We start from the raw sequence: 15,280 nt of genomic DNA, 5'->3' as shown, positions 1-15,280 counted from the left end.
TTCTCATGAGGGACTGACGGTTGCTGGTGCGGTGACGGCGGCGGGACGGGTCCGCTGCCGGGCCGCGTAGGCGACGGCGGCGATGATGATGGCGCCCTGCACGGTGGGCCGGAGCGTCGCGGGGAGCGCCATCTGGTTGAAGAGCGTGAACAGGGCCTCGATCGCGAGGGCGCCGGCCATGGCGGCGAGGGCCGTGCCGCGGCCGCCGCCGAGCGCGACGCCGCCGAGGACGACCTCGGTGATGACGGTGAACTCGAGGCCTTCGCCGACTTGGGCGCTGACCCCGGCGAAGCCGCCGATGAGGACCCCGGCGATCGTCGCCGAGAGTCCTGAGAGGACGAACGCGGCGGTGCGGACGGTGGCGACGCGGGCGCCCGAGAGCGCCGCGGCGAGGTCGTTGTCGCCGGTGGCCATGACGATGCGGCCGAAGCGGGTGCGCATGAGCAGGATCGCGCCCGCCCCGACGGCGAGCATGACGAGCAGCGCCCACGGGATCTGGCCGACGAGCGGCACGTCGTCGATGCCGTGCCGGCCGACCTTGCGGAAGGCCTCGGAGAGCGCGCCGGTGGGCGCGCCGCCGGTCCACAGCCGGATCGCCCCGTAGAGGACCAGGAGCATCCCGAGCGTGGTGATGAACGACTGGACCTTCAGGACGGTGGTGATGAGGCCGTTCACAAGCCCCACGGTGAGGCCGAAGGCGAGCATCACCAGCAGCACGGGGACCGTGCGGGACTCCTCGCCGTCGATGAGGCGGGCGGCGATCACGACCTGCGCGCCGACGAGGGCGCCCACGGAGAGGTCGAAGTTCCCCGAGACGATCACGAAGTACTGCCCGGCCGCGAGGATCACCAGCGGCGCGGCCTGCTTGAGGAAGGCCATGAGCGAGGGGCCCTCGAAGAAGCCCGGGTTCATCGCGAAGATCCCGGCGAGGATCACGATGAGCAGGGCGAAGACGGTGCCGGTGCCGCCCCCGAAGAGCGCTGCGGCGGCGGAGCGGAGGCGCTGCATCACGCCCTCCCTTCACTGATTGCGAAGCGCGGTCTTCGGGCGGTGCGGTCGAGCTGGCGGCGGGCGTAGAGGGCGACGGCGGCGATGATGACCACGCCGCGCAGCACGTCCTTGGCGAACGGGTCGATCTGCATCACGTTGAACACGGTGTCGAGCACGGCCAGGATCGCCACGCCGGCGACCGTGCCGGCGACGCCGCCCTTGCCGCCGAGGAGGAGCGTGCCGCCGAGGACGACCGCGGCGATCGCGTCGAGCTCGTACAGGTTCGTGTAGGCCTCGGCCGAGCCGGTGCCGAAGCGGGCCGCCAGGAGCAGCCCGGCGACCCCGGCGGCCATGCCGCACAGGACGTGGGCGGTGAGCAGGACGCGGGTGGTGCGGATGCCGGACATGCGGGCGACGTCGATGTCGCCGCCGACGGCGTACATGTGGTGGCCGGTGCGCGTGGAGCGCAGGTACCAGATCGCCGCGCCCGCGACGGCGAGCATCACGAGCGCCGAGACCGGCACGAACGCGATCCGGGTGTACCCGAACTGCTGGAACGCGGCGGGCACGTCACCGGCCGGGCCCTTGTACTCGGTGTCCAGGTAGCCCTTGATGATCAGGCCGGTGCCGAGGGTCGCGATGAACGGGTTCACCTTGAGGAACGCGATGATCGCGCCGTTGGCCGCGCCGATGAGGCCGGCGACGAGGAGGACCGCGCCGATCGCCAGCGGGATGTTGGCGGCCTGGCCGTCCATCGTGGTCGCGGCGACCAGGCTGGAGAGGGCCGCGGTGTAGCCGACGGAGAGGTCGAGGGACCGGCACAGGATCACCAGGGTCATGCCGATGGCGAGGAACCCGGTGAGGCTGGTGCGGGTGAGCATGTCGACGAGGTTCGCGGTGGCGAACAGGTTCCCGCCGTCGAGGGCGACGGCCGCGCCGCCGACGGCGAGGACCCCGGCGAGCGCCAGGTAGATCATGGCCGTTGAGCTGAGGGCGGTGGTGTTGAGGGTCCTCATGCCGTCCGCCTCCCGGTGGCGTACGCCATGACGTCCTGCTCGGTGGCGCCCGAAGGCAGCTCGCCGGCGATGCGCCCGTCGTGGAGGACCACGATCCGGTCGGCCAGGCCGATCACCTCGATGAGTTCGGAGGCGATGAGGAGCACCGCGAGGCCGTCGGCGGCGAGCGAGCGGATCACCGAGTACAGCTTGTGCTTGGCGCCCACGTCGATCCCGCGCGTGGGCTCGTCGAGGACGATCACCCCGGGTTCGGCCGCGAGCCACTTGGCGACGACGACCTTCTGCTGGTTGCCGCCGGAGAGGAACTGGACCTCCTGGTCGTCGCCGCGCGAGACGAGGTCGAGGCTGGAGAGGATGCCGCGGATGCGCGCGAGGCGCTGCCGGGAGTGGACGCTGCGGTTCGCATCGAGGACCATGCGGGCGTTGGCCCGCACCGACTGGTGCAGCGCCAGCCCCTGGGCCTTGCGGTCCTCGGTGACGAGCGCGATCCCGGAGGCGATGGCCTTGCGGGGGCGGGTGATCCGCACCGGGCGGCCGTCGACGGCGATCGAGCCGCGGGTGAACGGCGTGATGCCGAAGACGGCCTCGGCGATCTCGGTGCGGCCCGAGCCCTGGAGCCCGGCCAGGCCGACGATCTCCCCGGCGTGCACGTCGAGGTCGATGCCGTCGACGTAGTCGTTGCCGCCCGCGGTGATCCGGAGGCGCACGTCGCCGGTCTCGGTGCCCGGGAGGCGTTCGGGGAACTGGGCTTCGATGCGGCGGCCGACCATCTTGGTGACGAGTTCGTCGGGGGTGATGTCGGCGGTGTCGACGCTGTCGACCAGGCGGCCGTCCTTGAGGATGGTGATCCGGTCGCAGAGGTCGAAGATCTCGCGGAGCCGGTGGGAGACGTAGAGGACCGAGACGCCGCGTTCGCGCAGGCGCTCGACGAGCCGGTAGAGCAGCGCGACCTCGGCGTCGGCGAGCGCGGCGGTCGGCTCGTCCATGCAGATGAGGTCGGCGCCCTGGGAGAGGGCCTTGGCGATCTCGGTGATCTGCTGGTGCGCGACCGACAGGGACCCGACCTTCGCGGTCGGGGCGAGGTCCTCGACGCCGAGGTCGGCGAGCACCTGCGCGGTCCGGTCGGCCATGGCGCGGCGGTCGATCCGCCCGCCCCGCCGGGGTTCGCGTCCGAGGTGGACGTTCTCGGCGACGCTGAGCTCGGGCAGGAGGTTGAACTCCTGGAAGACCGTGGCGATCCCGGCGTTCTGGGCCTGGACGGGGTGGGTGAAGGAGACGGCGCGGCCGCCCAGCTCGATGGTGCCGGCGTCGGCGGTGTGCACGCCGGCGAGGATCTTCATCAAGGTGGACTTGCCCGCGCCGTTCTCCCCCACCAGGGCGTGGACTTCACCCTGCTCCACGGTGAGGTCCACTGAGGAGAGCACCGGGATGCCGTGGAAGGCCTTGTCGATGCCGCGCATGGTGAGCGCCGCGGTGGCGGTCATCGCGGGACCTCCACCCAGTCGCGGGTGCTCGCGGAGCGGGCGACGGCGTCGGCGAGGTTCGCGGCGCGCAGCCCGTCGGCGAACACCGGGAGGCCGTCGGGGGCGTCCCCGGCGATGGCGGCGCGGGTGTCCTCGACGAAGGCGTTGAAGCAGTCCTGGTAGCCCTGGGCGTGTCCGCCGGGGACGCGGGCGAGGCGGGCGGCCTCGGGGCCGAGGTTCTCGGGGTCGCGCATGAGGAGGGCGTTCTGGTCGCGGCCGCCGACCCAGAGCGTCTCGGGCTGCTCCTGGTCGAACGCGAGGGTGGCCTCGGTGCCGGAGATCTCCAGCAGGAGCCGGTTCTTGCGCCCGGCGGAGACCTGGCTGACGACGGTGGAGCCGATCATGCCGCCCGCGGTGGCGAACTGGAGCGTCACCATGTCCTCAGTGGAGACGTCGCGTCCGGCGCGGCGCGGGTTGGCCCGCGCGAGCTGGGCGGAGACGGCGGTGATGCGGTCCCCGGTGACGAATTCGAGCAGGTCGCACCAGTGGGAGCCGATGTCGCCGAAGGCCCGGAGCGCGCCGCCCTTGTCGGCGTCGACGCGCCAGTTGTCGTCGCCGGGGCGCAGGAGCCAGTCCTGGAGGTAGGAGCCGTGGGCGAGGGTGAGGCGGCCGACGCGGCCGGCGGCCACGCGGGCGCGGGCCTCGCGGACCATCGGGTGGAAGCGGTAGACGAACGGCACTGTCGCCACCACGCCCGCCTCGGCGGCGGCCTCGGTCATGGCGCGGGCGGTGTCGGGGTCGGTGGCGAGGGGCTTCTCGCAGACGACGTGCTTCCCGGCCGCGATGGCGGCCAAGGCGATCGGGGCGTGGAGGTGGTTGGGGGTGCAGACGTGGACGACGTCGGCGGCGTCGAGCGCGGCCTCCACGTCGTCGAACACGGCCTCGGCCCGGAGGGCGGGGGCGGCCTCGCGGGCCCGCTCGGGGCTCGACCCGATGATCCCCGCGACCGAACCCCCGGCCACCGCGATGGCGTGGGAGTGGACGCGCCCCATGAAGCCGGTGCCGACTATCGCGGCGCGGTAGGTCGCTCGAGTGATCGTGACGTGGGCCATATGACGACAGTAAGACAGACTTATGACAGAACACAAGCAAAAGTTGACTGCGTTATGAAACAGTTACGTCTACCCTCCAGCCGAACCCATATGCTTCACTAGTGCTGTGGCAGATGATTCAGGCGTGGGACGCCGCCCGTCCCCAGGGGCTTCGGTCGGCGCCGGCGCGCTGCTCCAGCTGCTGCGCGACGGCGTGCCGCGGACCCGCTCCGAACTCTCCGCCCTCACCGGCCTCGCGCGCTCCACCGTCACCGGCCGCGTCGACGCCCTGCTCGCCGCGGGGCTCATCGCCCCCAGCGGCGAGACCGCCTCCACCGGCGGCCGGCCCCCGGCCACGTTCGCGTTCAACCCCGCCGCGCGCATCGTCCTCGGCGCCGACCTCGGCGCGACCCACGCCCGGCTCGCCGTCATCGACCTCGCCGGGAACGTCCTCGCCGTCGCCAACGCCGACCTCGACATCGCCTTGGGCCCCAAGGCCGTCCTCGACTGGACGATCGACCGCGGCCGCAAACTCCTCGACCAGGTCGGCCGGCCCGCCGCCGACCTGCTCGGCGTCGGCATCGGCCTGCCCGGACCCGTCGAGCACTCCACCGGCCGCGCCGTCAACCCGCCGATCATGCCCGGCTGGGACGGCTTCGACGTCCCCGGCTATGTGCGCGAACGCATCCCGGTCCCCGTGATGTGCGACAACGACGTCAACATCATGGCCCTCGGCGAGCACTTCACGGCCTGGCCCGAATACGAGCACCTGCTGTTCATCAAGGCCGCCACCGGCATCGGCTGCGGCATCATCGCCGACGGCAAGGTCTACCGGGGCGCCCAGGGCGCGGCGGGCGACATGGGGCACATCCGCGTCGCCCACGCCGACGACGTCCACTGCCGCTGCGGCAACACCGGCTGCCTCGAAGCCGTCGCCAGCGGCGGGGCCATCGCCGCGAAGCTCACCGAGCAGGGCATCCCCGCGGGCGGCTCCCTCGACGTCGTGGAACTGGCCCGCTCCGGGTCCGTCCCGGCCCTGCGCCTCGTGCGCCAGGCCGGACGCGACATCGGCGAGGTCCTCGCCGGGGCCGTCAACTTCTTCAACCCGTCGATCATCGTCATCGGCGGCTCCCTCGCGCTCGCGGGCGACCACCTCATCGCGGGCGTGCGCGAGGTCATCTACCAGCGCTCGCTGCCACTGGCCACCCGGCACCTGCGGATCGCGGCGGCCCGCACGGGCGAGAGCAGCGGCGCGATCGGCGCGGGGGTCATGGTCATCGAGCACGCCCTGGACCCCGACCGCCTCGACAGCGCCTCCTTCGGCGCCGAACTCAAGAACGGATGAACATGCAGCGCAACACGCTAGGACAGACCGGCATCGAAGTGAGCCCCCTGTGCATCGGCACGAGCCCGATCGCGAACCTGGCCCACTACGGCTACACCGTCTCGGACGAGCAGGCGATCGCCACGATCGAGGCGGTCTTCGACAGCGAGGTCAACTTCCTCGACACCTCGAACGGCTACGGCGAGGACGGCCTCGCCGAACACCGCGTCGGGGCGGCCGTCCGCAGGCGCGGGGGCCTGCCGGAGGGCTTCGTCCTGCAGACCAAGGTGGACCCCGACCCGGCCACGGGCGACTACTCGGGCGACCGGGTGCGCCGCTCGGTCGAGGAGAGCCTGGAGCGGCTCGGCGTCGACCACCTGCCGATCCTGGCCCTCCACGACCCCGAGTTCATGCGCCAGGACGGCTTCGCGCCCGGCGGCGCGCTCGAAGCGCTCATCGAGATCCGCGAGTCGGGCGTCGCCGACCATCTCGCGGTGGCCGCGGGCGACCTCCGCGTCACCCAGGAGTACCTGGACACCGGCGAGTTCGACGTCGTCTTGAACCACAACCGCTACACGCTGCTCAACCGCGAGGCCGAGGAGCTCTTCACGCGGGCCCGCGCCGCGGGCCTCGGGGTCCTCAACGCCGCGCCGTACGGCGGCGGGATGCTCGCGAAGGGCCCTGCGGCGCAGCCGAAGTACTGCTACGGCGAACGCGACGAGGCGATCGGGAACGCCGCGTTCGCCATGAGCGAGGCGTGCGAGCGCGCGGGCGTCCCGCTCATCGCGGCGGCCCTGCAGTTCTCGGTCCGCTCCCCGCTGGTCGACGCCACCGTGGTCGGCGTCTCCCGCCCCGAGCGCGTCCAGGACACGATCGACCTGCTCGCGGTCGACATCCCCGAGTCCCTGTGGGAGGAACTCGAGGCCCTGGTCCCGAAGGTCGCCATCTGACCGCTCGGCCTACCGCGTCCGGTGCCCGAACCGGGGCACCGGACGCGGTCGCCGTCAGGCGGTGCGGGTGAGCTTCGCGACCGCGTTCAAGGTCTCGGAAAGCCTCACCGGGTCGATCGACGCGCCCTCGGGGAGGGCGCACGCCACCGTCTCCAGCACGCACTCGCCCTGGGGCCGGTAGTCGCCGGGGTGGACGCTCGGGTTGGGATCGAGGAGCACGAACCCGCCCTCGGGGAAGGTGAAGTAGAGGCAGTTGCCGTACCGCCTCCCCGGCCGCGGGTCGCCGTACCGCCAGCCCCGCTTGATGAGGCCGATCAGCGCGCCCGCGCCGGCCTTCGCGCCTTCGAACCGGGCGACGCGCCCGGTCGCGCGGTCCTCGTCGGTGAGGGTGAAGACCGGTCGCGCGAGCTGGTCGAACGGCTGCAGGATCTCGTAGTCCGCGAAGACGCTCGCCCAAGCCTCGACTTCCTTCTCGCCCAGGAGGACCGGGTGCGCGAGGCGCACCACCGCGTCCTCGGGCGGCGCGAGCGGCTCGTCGTCCGCGTCGGCCAGGGTGCGGTCTTCGGCGAGACGGAAGACGCGCCGCTCGGCCCCGGTCTCGGCCTGCCAGACCAGGCGGCTGGAGAGCTGCCACACCAGCGGGTGGTCCACGAGGTGGCGGCGGAACTCGCCGAACGCCCAGGTGCGGCCGGCGATCATGGCCTCCTCCAGGCGTTTGACCTGGGCCTCCGAGGTCGTCTTGATGTCGCGCCGCAGCTCCGCGAACCGTCCGTAAGCGGCCTGGGCGAGCTCGGGGTCGTCGTTCGCGCCCGGCTTCGGCGGTCCGGCGCGGCGCTTGCCCTGCTCGTCGATCACATACGGGCGCAGGCGTTCGTCGAACTTGATCGTGAACGATCGGGGGCCGTAGTCGAGGGCGAGCGCCTGCTCGCCGCCGAGCCCGAAGTCGGGCACGAGGCGATCGGCGAGCCGGTCCGCGTCGAGTTCGAGCCGCTCGGCGATGACCTCGATCTGCTCGGTCGCGGTCTGCTTGAGCCCCTTGAACTTCGACGTCCGGGAGATGTCCTGGACGCCGCGCAGGGCCGTCTCGGTGCCGATCGCGCCGAGGATCTCCAGGGCCCGGGAGGCCTTGCGGCTCTGGTTCTGGCCCGGCCATTCCCGGATGAGGGCCGTCAGGCGTCGCACGGCGTCCTCGTCGGCGAACCGGCGCAGCTGGTCCATGGCCCAGCCGTCCTTCGTCGGCGATCCGGCCGAGAGCCACAGCTCGAACAGCGCCCAGGAGAAGTCGGCGAGCGACGCCGGGTCGCATTCGGCCGCGAGGAGGTCGACGCCGGGGTAGGGGCGGTCGAAGTCGTCGATCGCCAGCGCGGTCAGGAGGGTGCGCACGGCCTCGTCGGGAAGGGCCGCTTCACGGCCGGGCAGGAGCAGCGGCGGAAGCATGGCGATGTCGGCCCAGGCCGGAGGCTTGGGCAGGCGCGGGAGCTGCGGGTCGAGCGGGTCGGCGTCCAGGAGGGCCGCGACGGCCTTCGCGGCGGCGTCGCCGTAGCCGGCGGCCGTGGACTCCACCAGGGACCGATCGGTCTCGGCGAGGTGCCGGAGCGCCGCCACTGCGGACTGGCGCGCCTTGCCCGGCTTGCCGACGGCGTCGGGGACGAGGAGCGCGGCGGCGTCGGGGGCGTGGCGGTCGAGCCATGCCCGGGCGAAGGCGCGGTGGGTACGCGAACGCGCGAGGCTGTCGGCGGCGATGCGGGCGATGTCGCGATCGATGAACGGCAGCAGGGCCGGGCGGTACCCGGGACGCTTCTTGACCAGCGGCAGCAGCTTCGCAGCGGCGTCGTCGTACCGGACGATGAGGGCTTTGACCGCGGCGAGCGATGCTTCCCTGAGCGTGCCGTCCCAGCGGTCGTAGAGCGGGCGCGCCCGTTCCTCGGGCGCGAAGGCGAGCGTGGGGACGAAGTAGTAGTCGGTCGGTCCCAAGCCGCGCTTCAGGAACCGTTCCCAGACCCCGTAGTGCTCCCAGTTCGCGTACATCCCCTCCGAGGACGACCACTCCTCGCGTTCACCGGGGGCCCAGCGCAGATCGTCGATCGGCGGCGGGACGAGCCCGGTGACGGCGGTCTTCGCGGAGGGCTTGCCGAACCGGGCCCAGGGCGGGGCGGTGAACACGCGCGGCACGGCGTCCGGCGAGGCGACGGGGCGGCGGGCGGCGGGGAGGAGGCCTTCGATGCGGCTCCGGTCCTCGTCGTTCAAGCGGTGCAGGTGCTCGGCCCGTTCGCGGGCCATGCCGGCCAGGCGGGCCCTGCAGGCGACCGAGGCGTCGGGGACGAGGGACGCGATGGCGCGGAGGGCCCTGGTCGGAAAGCGCGCGACGGCGGCGCGGGCGGCGCCCACCGCCCGCGGGACGGTCATGCGGTCGAGGAGGTAGGCGATCGCGGCGTCGGAGGGCAGCCGCCCGATCGCGTCGTAGATGCGGTCGCAGTCCGCGGCATCGGGTCTGCTGCCCTGTTCGAGGGTGTTCACCAGGATCGGCAGGGCCTCGGGGCCGAGCGCGTCGACCAGGCGGGCGACCGCCGCGACGCCGCAGTAGTACGGATCGAGCCGGCGTATCCCGGCGAGTTCGAGGTGCTCGGCCCTGGTGGGGACCGCCCAGAAGCTCTCGCGGGGCCACGTCGTGGACTGGATGCGGCAGGCGTCGAGGACCCAGTCGTCCTCGCCGGGCATGAGCATCGCCGAGAGGAACCGGTGCGTGTCGCTGGTGCGGTGCCGCGCGACGGCCGCACGGACCTCCGCGTACTCGGCGTCCGGCAGCGCCGCCAGGAGCGACCGCATGGGGGCGATCCGTTCGATCGTCCCGGTCATGTGGAGGAACTGCCGGACGGGGACGACCTTGATCGTGACCAGGGCGCTATCGGGCGGCTCCTGGACGTGCCAGTACACGGAGTGCGCGTGCCGCTCGATCGTGGCCGCGGCGGCGAAGGCGACGCCGTGCGCGGCGATCCAGGCGTCACTGGCGGTGCGGTCCCCGTCGGGCCGCCAGTGGCCGTGCACGATCCCGTTCGCCATCGTGGCGGCGGAGGCGGCGCCGAACGGGTCGGGCTCCCCGGCGATCGCGGCGCGGATCGACGCCGCCCGCGCGGGGTCGAGCCGTTGGAGCCGCAGGTCGAGCTCCGCTCCGGCCGCGGCGAAGAGGGACCGCAGCCGCTCGGGCGCGGCCGGGTCGGCCTCGTACGGGCGCGGGGCGTGTCGGCCGCGGCGGTCGAGCCGGTAGGCGGCCCAGTCCTCGGGGAAGTCGACCGCGTCTTCATCGATTGGGGTGGTGTCAGCTCGGTTCACGAGGGCGAGCATAGGAAGCGGGTGCGACATCGGCGTTCCACTTCCCGGAAGCCCGCGGGCCGGATCGCCGAGCGCCTGGAATGCTTGCTCGGGGCGCCGCTCGGGCGCCGAAACGGAGGATCCCCATGACCGTCGCACTCGTCTCCGGCGCATCCCGCGGCCTCGGCGCCGCCATCGCGAAGCGGCTGGCCGCCGACGGCTTCGCCGTCGCCGTCAACTACGCGTCGAGCCGCACGCAGGCCGAACAGGTGGTCGCCGAGATCCGCGCGGCGGGCGGCACCGCCGAGGCGTTCGGCGGCGACGTCACCGACGAGGCCTCGGTGGTGAAGCTCGTCGAGGAGGTCCGCGCCGCGCTCGGCCCCGTCGGGGTCCTGGTGTGCAACGCGACCGGCCCGCAGCCGGAGATCGCCGCCGACCGGGTGACCTGGGAGGACCACCTGGGCCAGCTGGCGTTCTTCGTCAAGAGCCCCACGCTGCTCCTGCAGGCGGTGCTGGCGGACATGCGCGCGGCGCGGCGGGGCCGCGTCGTCCAGATCGGCTCGGACGTGTTCGAGCGCTCGCTGCCGGGGATGTCCGCGTACACGGCCGCGAAGGGCGCGCAGTGGGGCCTGACCCGCGTGTGGGCCAAGGAGCTCGGCGCGGACGGGATCACCGTGAACCTGGTGGCGCCGGGCTGGGTCCCCGTCGAGCGGCATGGCGAGCTCACCGACGAGGACCTCGCCGGTTACGTCGCCGACGTCCCGATGGGTCGCATCGGCGTCCCCGGGGACGTGGCCGCGGCGGTCGCCTACCTCGCCTCCGACGACGCGTCGTTCATCACCGGCCAGCGCCTCACCGTCAACGGCGGCCACAACATGGACTGAGCGCCCGCTGATTCGATCGAAGGACGCCGCAACGGCAGGGGCCTCGCGCTCGGCCTGGGCGGCACGAAGGTGGTAGCGGCACTGGTCCGCTCGGACAGGTCCATGGTGGAAGGCACGCGGGCGCGCGCGGCGGCGGACCACTGCCCAACCCCGCGTTTCCGGACCGCTCAAGCGCCACCGGTAGGGTGCTTGCCATGCGTTTGTTGGTGGCACGATGCCAGGTCGATTACACCGGGCGGCTTTCGGCCCATTTGCCCATGGCCACCCGCCTCATCATCTGGAAGGCGGACGGGAGCGTGCTCGTGCACGCCGACGGCGGCTCGTACAAGCCGCTCAACTGGATGACGCCGCCGTGCACCGTCGTCGAGGGGGCCACCGAGTGGACCGTCACGTCGAAGAAGTCCGGCGACCAGTTGAAGATCACCATCGAAGAGGTCTTCCACGACTCCAGCCATGAACTCGGCGTCGACCCCGGCCTCCAGAAGGACGGCGTCGAGGCGCACCTCCAGGAGCTGCTCGCCGCCGACACCAACCCGCTCGGCAAGGGCTGGACCCTCGTGCGGCGCGAATACCCCACCGCGATCGGGCCCGTCGACCTCATGTGCCGCGACGCCGACGGCAGGCACGTCGCCGTCGAGATCAAGCGCCGCGGCGAGATCGACGGCGTCGAGCAGCTCACCAGGTATCTCGAGCTGCTCAACCGCGATCCCCTGCTCGCGCCCGTCGAGGGCGTCTTCGCCGCCCAGGCCATCAAGCCCCAGGCGCGCGTCCTCGCCGAGGACCGCGGCATCCGCTGCGTGGTCCTCGACTACGACGACCTGCGCGGCGCGATCGACGAGAGCCAGCCCAGGCTCTTCTAGCGCAACGAGAAAGGGCCGCGGCGATGCCGCGGCCCTTTCCCTGTCGCCTCACATGTTCTGGATGTCCTCGCACTGAGTGCTGCCGTAGATCTCGGAGTTCGGGTCCTCGCACTGCTCCTTGACCGCATCGACCAGCACGACGTTCATCACGATCGCGGCGGCGATGGCCAGGACGCCGAGGATCAGGCCGGCCAGGCCCATCCCCTTGCCCTTGCCGCCGCGGCTCTTGGACTTGACGATCGCGATGATGCCGAAGATGATCGCCAGGATGCCGATCGGGATGGCGGTCAAGAGGTTGATGCCGGGGATCCACGAGAAGACGATCAGGCCGATGAGGCCCAGCACGAGTGCGGCGACGGCGAAACCGTTGCTCTGCTTGGCGGGTGCGGGCTCAGCGGCCGGAGGCGGAGCGGGCGGGTACGACACGGTGTACTCCAAAGGTTCAAAATCGACTGTTTCGTTCCGGGCAGGACTGGGCCGAGTGTATGACACCGAGGCCGCTCCTGTCTCGCGGTAGCGAATTCCGGCTCCCGAAAACATGAGCCTCACACCGATCCTTCCGGTACCACTTCACCGCAACGCGAAAGGCCGCAGCGAGATCGCTGCGGCCTTGGTGTTCAAAGGGTCACTGGGTCTCGAGACCGGATTCCCAGTCCTCCCAGTCGCCGCACTCGTCCTCGGGGATGCCCGCGTCCTCGCAGGCCTGCTTCCACTCCTCGTCGAGGTACTCGTCGGCCTCGTTGAAGACGTAGACGTTCCACGCGATGGAGGCGACGATGGCGAGGACACCGAGGATCACGCCGGTCCAGCCGGTGCCCTTGCCCTTGCCGCCGCGCTTGGGGGCGACGACGAGCGCCACGATGCCGAAGATGAGGGCGAGCACGCCCAGGATGATGCTGACGACGTTGACGATGGGGATCCAGAACCCGGCGATCGCGATGATGCCGAGCACGAGGGCGGTCACGCCGAAGCCGTTGCCCTGCTTGGCGGGGTACGGCTGGGGGGCGGGAGCCGGGGCGGGCGGATAGGCCACGGGGGAACTCCTATGGATAGCGGTGAATGATGCGTTCGGGCGGAACAGCGGTGAGTCTAAGCCAGCGATGCCAGTGAGCATGATTCGCGTACCGGCGCGATGACCGAGAGGCGCCTCACGCGCGATCCAGCACCGCCGCTCTCCTTATTTGTCCTGTTTGCACTTAGTGATGGGATTCGCTAAGCCACTCGACGCAGTCGAAGGATCGCCGAGTCCCAATCCGCGTTCCCCCATCGCAGCGGCAGGCCGAGCGCGTTCAGGGTCGCGCCCCAATGGGTCTCGCCGGTGTCCTCGTCCTCCCAGCGCGAGTCCGCCGCGATCCCCTCGGGCCGCAGCGGCGGCAGCGGCCGGTTGCAGTGCCACGGGGTCTTGAACGCCAGCACCGCGATCTGGTCCCCGCGCACGTACTGGACGCCCGTCAGCGGTTCGCGCTCGGGATCGCCGAGCCGGTACTGCACGCCGTGCTGCACGACCGGCCGCAGCCGCTTGTAGTACGCCACATGCTCGGCGGCCTCGTCGAGCTCGGCCTCGGACCACTCGGTGAGGTTGCCGCCCACCGCGAGCACCCCGGCACTGGCGACCTGGAAGCGGAACCGCATCGAGGTGGTCCGGTGGTTGAACCCGGTGGGCTCGTCGGTGATCCAGGTGCCCATGGCGCGCGCCGGATAGGCCTGGCCGAAGCCGTACTGGATGTTGACGCGGTCGCCCGCGTCGGTGTTGTCCGAGGTCCACACCTGGTCGACGTAGCGCAGGATGCCGGGGTCGACCCGGGCGGCGCCGCCGGCGCAGCCTTCGATGCGCACCCGTGGGTGGGCCGCGCGCAGGCGCTCTTTCAGCGCGTAGACGGCCTCGACGTGCTCGAAGTAGGCGCGGTCGGGGTCCTCGGCCCCGGGGCGGCCGACCTCGGTGAAGGGCCGGTTGTGGTCCCACTTGACGTAGTCGATGTCGTTGTCGCTCAAGAGCTTGTCGAGCCAGGCGAAGGCCCATTCGGCGACCTCGGGGCGGCCGTAGTCGAGGACGAGCTGGGTGCGCAGCTCGGTGCGGTCGCGCCCCTGCTGGTTGAGGACCCAGTCGGGGTGCGCCCGGTAGAGGTCGGAGTCGGGGTTGACCATCTCCGGCTCGACCCAGATGCCGAACGTCATGCCCTTGGCGTGCACGGCGTCGATGAGCGGCTTCAGGCCGTTCGGGAACCGGTCGGGGTTGGGCCACCAGTCGCCGAGGCCGGCGTTGTCGGCGAGCCGCTTGCCGAACCAGCCGTCGTCGATGACGAACTGCTCGCAGCCGACCCGCGCGGCCAGTTCGACGAGCGGGAGCTGCTTCTCCTCGGACACGTCGAAGAACACGGCCTCCCAGGAGTTGAACAGGACCGGGGCGTCTTCTTCCGGCGTGGGCATGACGTGGCGGCGCAGGTGCTCGTGCCAGGCGCGGGAGGCCCCGCCGAAGCCCGTGTCGGTCCACAGCCCGGAGGAGACCGGGGTCGTCCAGGTCTCGCCCTCGCGGAGGGTCCAGCGCAGGCCCTCGTGGCCGGCGCCGCCGGTGATCGTCACGCGCCCTTGCGGGGAGCGGCGCAGCATGACCCGCCACGAGCCCGACCACGCGAGGTTCGTCGAGTAGACGTGGCCGCTCGTCTCGGTGGCGGTGCCGTCGTCCACCGCGGTCCAGGGGTTGGCCTGGTGGCTGGTGTTGCCGCGCCGGGAGCCGATCGCGGTCTCGCCCACGGGCAGCGGGACGCGCCGCAGCTGCCACTCCCCCGCCCATTCGCCGCTCAGGTGCGAGAGCCGGTAGTCGCCCCAGTGCGGGAGGGTCCATGCGGCCGAGTCGAACCGGGTGACCTCGACGGGCGCGCCCGCGTCGATCGAGGCCCAGCGGTCGAGCACGCCGGTGTCCCACAGCCGGTAGTGCAGCGTCAGGGTGAGGTCCCGGTCGGTGAAGACGATCGCGAGGCGGTCGCCGCCGGCGTCGCCCTCCTCGATGGCGTGGTCGCGGTAGTGCCAGTCGAAGCCCTTGGCGCCGTCGGGATGCCGCAGTTGGAGGGACGGCGTCGCGAACTGGGGTCCGAGTTCGCCGAGCAGCTCCGCGCCGGTGTGGAGCCGGTCGTCGAACGAGTACGCCTCCCGCCATTCCCGCGCCAGCGAGGCGACGGCCCCGTCCGGGATCGCGGGGCCCCAATAGAGCTGACGGGGCAGCCCGTCCTGGACGCCGACGACGTACGAGAGGCCGGGCCCGGTGAGGTGCCAGGCGAGGGCGGCTTCGTCGAAGCGGATGGACATGCAGTCTCCTCACGATCGAGATCGGCTCCAGTCTGCCGGGCCGACCTCCGTCGAGCAAACGGTATCCACCCGCATGGGCGAGCACCGGCC

12 protein-coding genes are annotated in these 15,280 nt (G+C 71.9%); 4 read left to right on the top strand and 8 right to left on the bottom strand.

The genetic code is table 11. The features are described 5' to 3' along the window. Window positions 1-3: 3 nt before the first annotated feature. Genes K3N28_RS07330 through K3N28_RS07315 form a run of 4 tightly spaced genes read right to left on the bottom strand, consistent with a single transcriptional unit; the run spans window position 4 to window position 4,581 of the window. Window positions 4-1,008 (bottom strand): ABC transporter permease, encoded by a 1,005-nt coding sequence (locus K3N28_RS07330; protein ID WP_228091831.1) that lies wholly within the window; start codon window positions 1,006-1,008, stop codon window positions 4-6. Further along, complete coding sequence (locus K3N28_RS07325) at window positions 1,008-2,006, bottom strand: ABC transporter permease (RefSeq protein WP_228091830.1); 999 nt, start codon at window positions 2,004-2,006, stop codon at window positions 1,008-1,010. Before K3N28_RS07325 ends, K3N28_RS07330 begins: the two co-directional genes overlap by 1 nt. Further along, window positions 2,003-3,490 (bottom strand): sugar ABC transporter ATP-binding protein, encoded by a 1,488-nt coding sequence (locus tag K3N28_RS07320; RefSeq protein ID WP_228091829.1) that lies wholly within the window; start codon window positions 3,488-3,490, stop codon window positions 2,003-2,005. Before K3N28_RS07320 ends, K3N28_RS07325 begins: the two co-directional genes overlap by 4 nt. Next, on the bottom strand, window positions 3,487-4,581 hold the full coding sequence (locus K3N28_RS07315) for a Gfo/Idh/MocA family protein (RefSeq protein WP_228091828.1): 1,095 nt from the start codon (window positions 4,579-4,581) through the stop codon (window positions 3,487-3,489). The genes K3N28_RS07320 and K3N28_RS07315 overlap by 4 nt, the downstream gene beginning before the upstream one ends. Before the next feature lie 106 nt (window positions 4,582-4,687). On the opposite strand from K3N28_RS07315, the gene K3N28_RS07310 reads away from it, so the two are divergent. Together K3N28_RS07310 and K3N28_RS07305 are read left to right on the top strand one after the other, a co-directional pair. Beyond that, the gene (locus K3N28_RS07310) at window positions 4,688-5,905 is read left to right on the top strand and encodes an ROK family transcriptional regulator (RefSeq protein ID WP_228091827.1); all 1,218 of its coding nucleotides are present in this window, start codon (window positions 4,688-4,690) and stop codon (window positions 5,903-5,905) included. A gap of 2 nt (window positions 5,906-5,907) precedes the next feature. Continuing rightward, complete coding sequence (locus K3N28_RS07305; protein ID WP_228091826.1) at window positions 5,908-6,834, top strand: aldo/keto reductase; 927 nt, start codon at window positions 5,908-5,910, stop codon at window positions 6,832-6,834. A 54-nt stretch (window positions 6,835-6,888) separates the two neighbouring features. Here K3N28_RS07305 and K3N28_RS07300 read toward each other — a convergent pair whose 3' ends face one another. Then, window positions 6,889-10,164, bottom strand: a complete 3,276-nt coding sequence (locus tag K3N28_RS07300) for a DUF4132 domain-containing protein (protein ID WP_228091825.1) — start codon at window positions 10,162-10,164, stop codon at window positions 6,889-6,891. A 125-nt stretch (window positions 10,165-10,289) separates the two neighbouring features. Between K3N28_RS07300 and K3N28_RS07295 the strand changes: the two genes are divergently transcribed. Together K3N28_RS07295 and nucS are read left to right on the top strand one after the other, a co-directional pair. Then, window positions 10,290-11,027, top strand: a complete 738-nt coding sequence (locus K3N28_RS07295) for an SDR family NAD(P)-dependent oxidoreductase (protein WP_228091824.1) — start codon at window positions 10,290-10,292, stop codon at window positions 11,025-11,027. Window positions 11,028-11,221: 194 nt separating this feature from the next. Further along, window positions 11,222-11,887: an endonuclease NucS gene (gene nucS / locus K3N28_RS07290; protein ID WP_228091823.1), complete on the top strand. Its 666-nt coding sequence runs from the start codon at window positions 11,222-11,224 to the stop codon at window positions 11,885-11,887. A 48-nt stretch (window positions 11,888-11,935) separates the two neighbouring features. On the opposite strand, the gene K3N28_RS07285 is transcribed toward nucS, so the two are convergent. The 3 genes from K3N28_RS07285 to K3N28_RS07275 all read right to left on the bottom strand — a co-directional run bounded on the left by K3N28_RS07285 (window position 11,936) and on the right by K3N28_RS07275 (window position 15,190). Then, a complete protein-coding gene (locus K3N28_RS07285; protein WP_228091822.1) occupies window positions 11,936-12,313 on the bottom strand; it encodes a DUF4190 domain-containing protein in 378 nt (125 codons plus the stop codon). 199 nt (window positions 12,314-12,512) lie between these two features. Next, window positions 12,513-12,920 (bottom strand): hypothetical protein, encoded by a 408-nt coding sequence (locus K3N28_RS07280; protein WP_228091821.1) that lies wholly within the window; start codon window positions 12,918-12,920, stop codon window positions 12,513-12,515. Window positions 12,921-13,099: 179 nt separating this feature from the next. Then, entirely contained in the window at window positions 13,100-15,190 is a 2,091-nt protein-coding gene (locus K3N28_RS07275; RefSeq protein WP_228091820.1) for an alpha-galactosidase, read from the bottom strand. Window positions 15,191-15,280 lie beyond the last annotated feature (90 nt).

Source organism: Glycomyces sp. TRM65418 (genome assembly GCF_019710475.1).
Taxonomy (GTDB): Bacteria; Actinomycetota; Actinomycetes; order Mycobacteriales; family Micromonosporaceae; genus Glycomyces.
This window is presented reverse-complemented; position numbering and strand designations above follow the sequence as displayed.

Excerpts from the sequence above, each read along its gene's own strand:
- K3N28_RS07330 (WP_228091831.1), bottom strand. The coding sequence starts at position 1,008 with ATGCAGCGCCTCCGCTCCGCCGCCGCAGCGCTCTTCGGGGGCGGCACC.
- K3N28_RS07325 (WP_228091830.1), bottom strand. The coding sequence starts at position 2,006 with ATGAGGACCCTCAACACCACCGCCCTCAGCTCAACGGCCATGATCTAC.
- K3N28_RS07320 (WP_228091829.1), bottom strand. The coding sequence starts at position 3,490 with ATGACCGCCACCGCGGCGCTCACCATGCGCGGCATCGACAAGGCCTTC.
- K3N28_RS07315 (WP_228091828.1), bottom strand. The coding sequence starts at position 4,581 with ATGGCCCACGTCACGATCACTCGAGCGACCTACCGCGCCGCGATAGTC.
- K3N28_RS07305 (WP_228091826.1), top strand. The coding sequence starts at position 5,908 with ATGCAGCGCAACACGCTAGGACAGACCGGCATCGAAGTGAGCCCCCTG.
- K3N28_RS07295 (WP_228091824.1), top strand. The coding sequence starts at position 10,290 with ATGACCGTCGCACTCGTCTCCGGCGCATCCCGCGGCCTCGGCGCCGCC.
- nucS (WP_228091823.1), top strand. The coding sequence starts at position 11,222 with ATGCGTTTGTTGGTGGCACGATGCCAGGTCGATTACACCGGGCGGCTT.
- K3N28_RS07275 (WP_228091820.1), bottom strand. The coding sequence starts at position 15,190 with ATGTCCATCCGCTTCGACGAAGCCGCCCTCGCCTGGCACCTCACCGGG.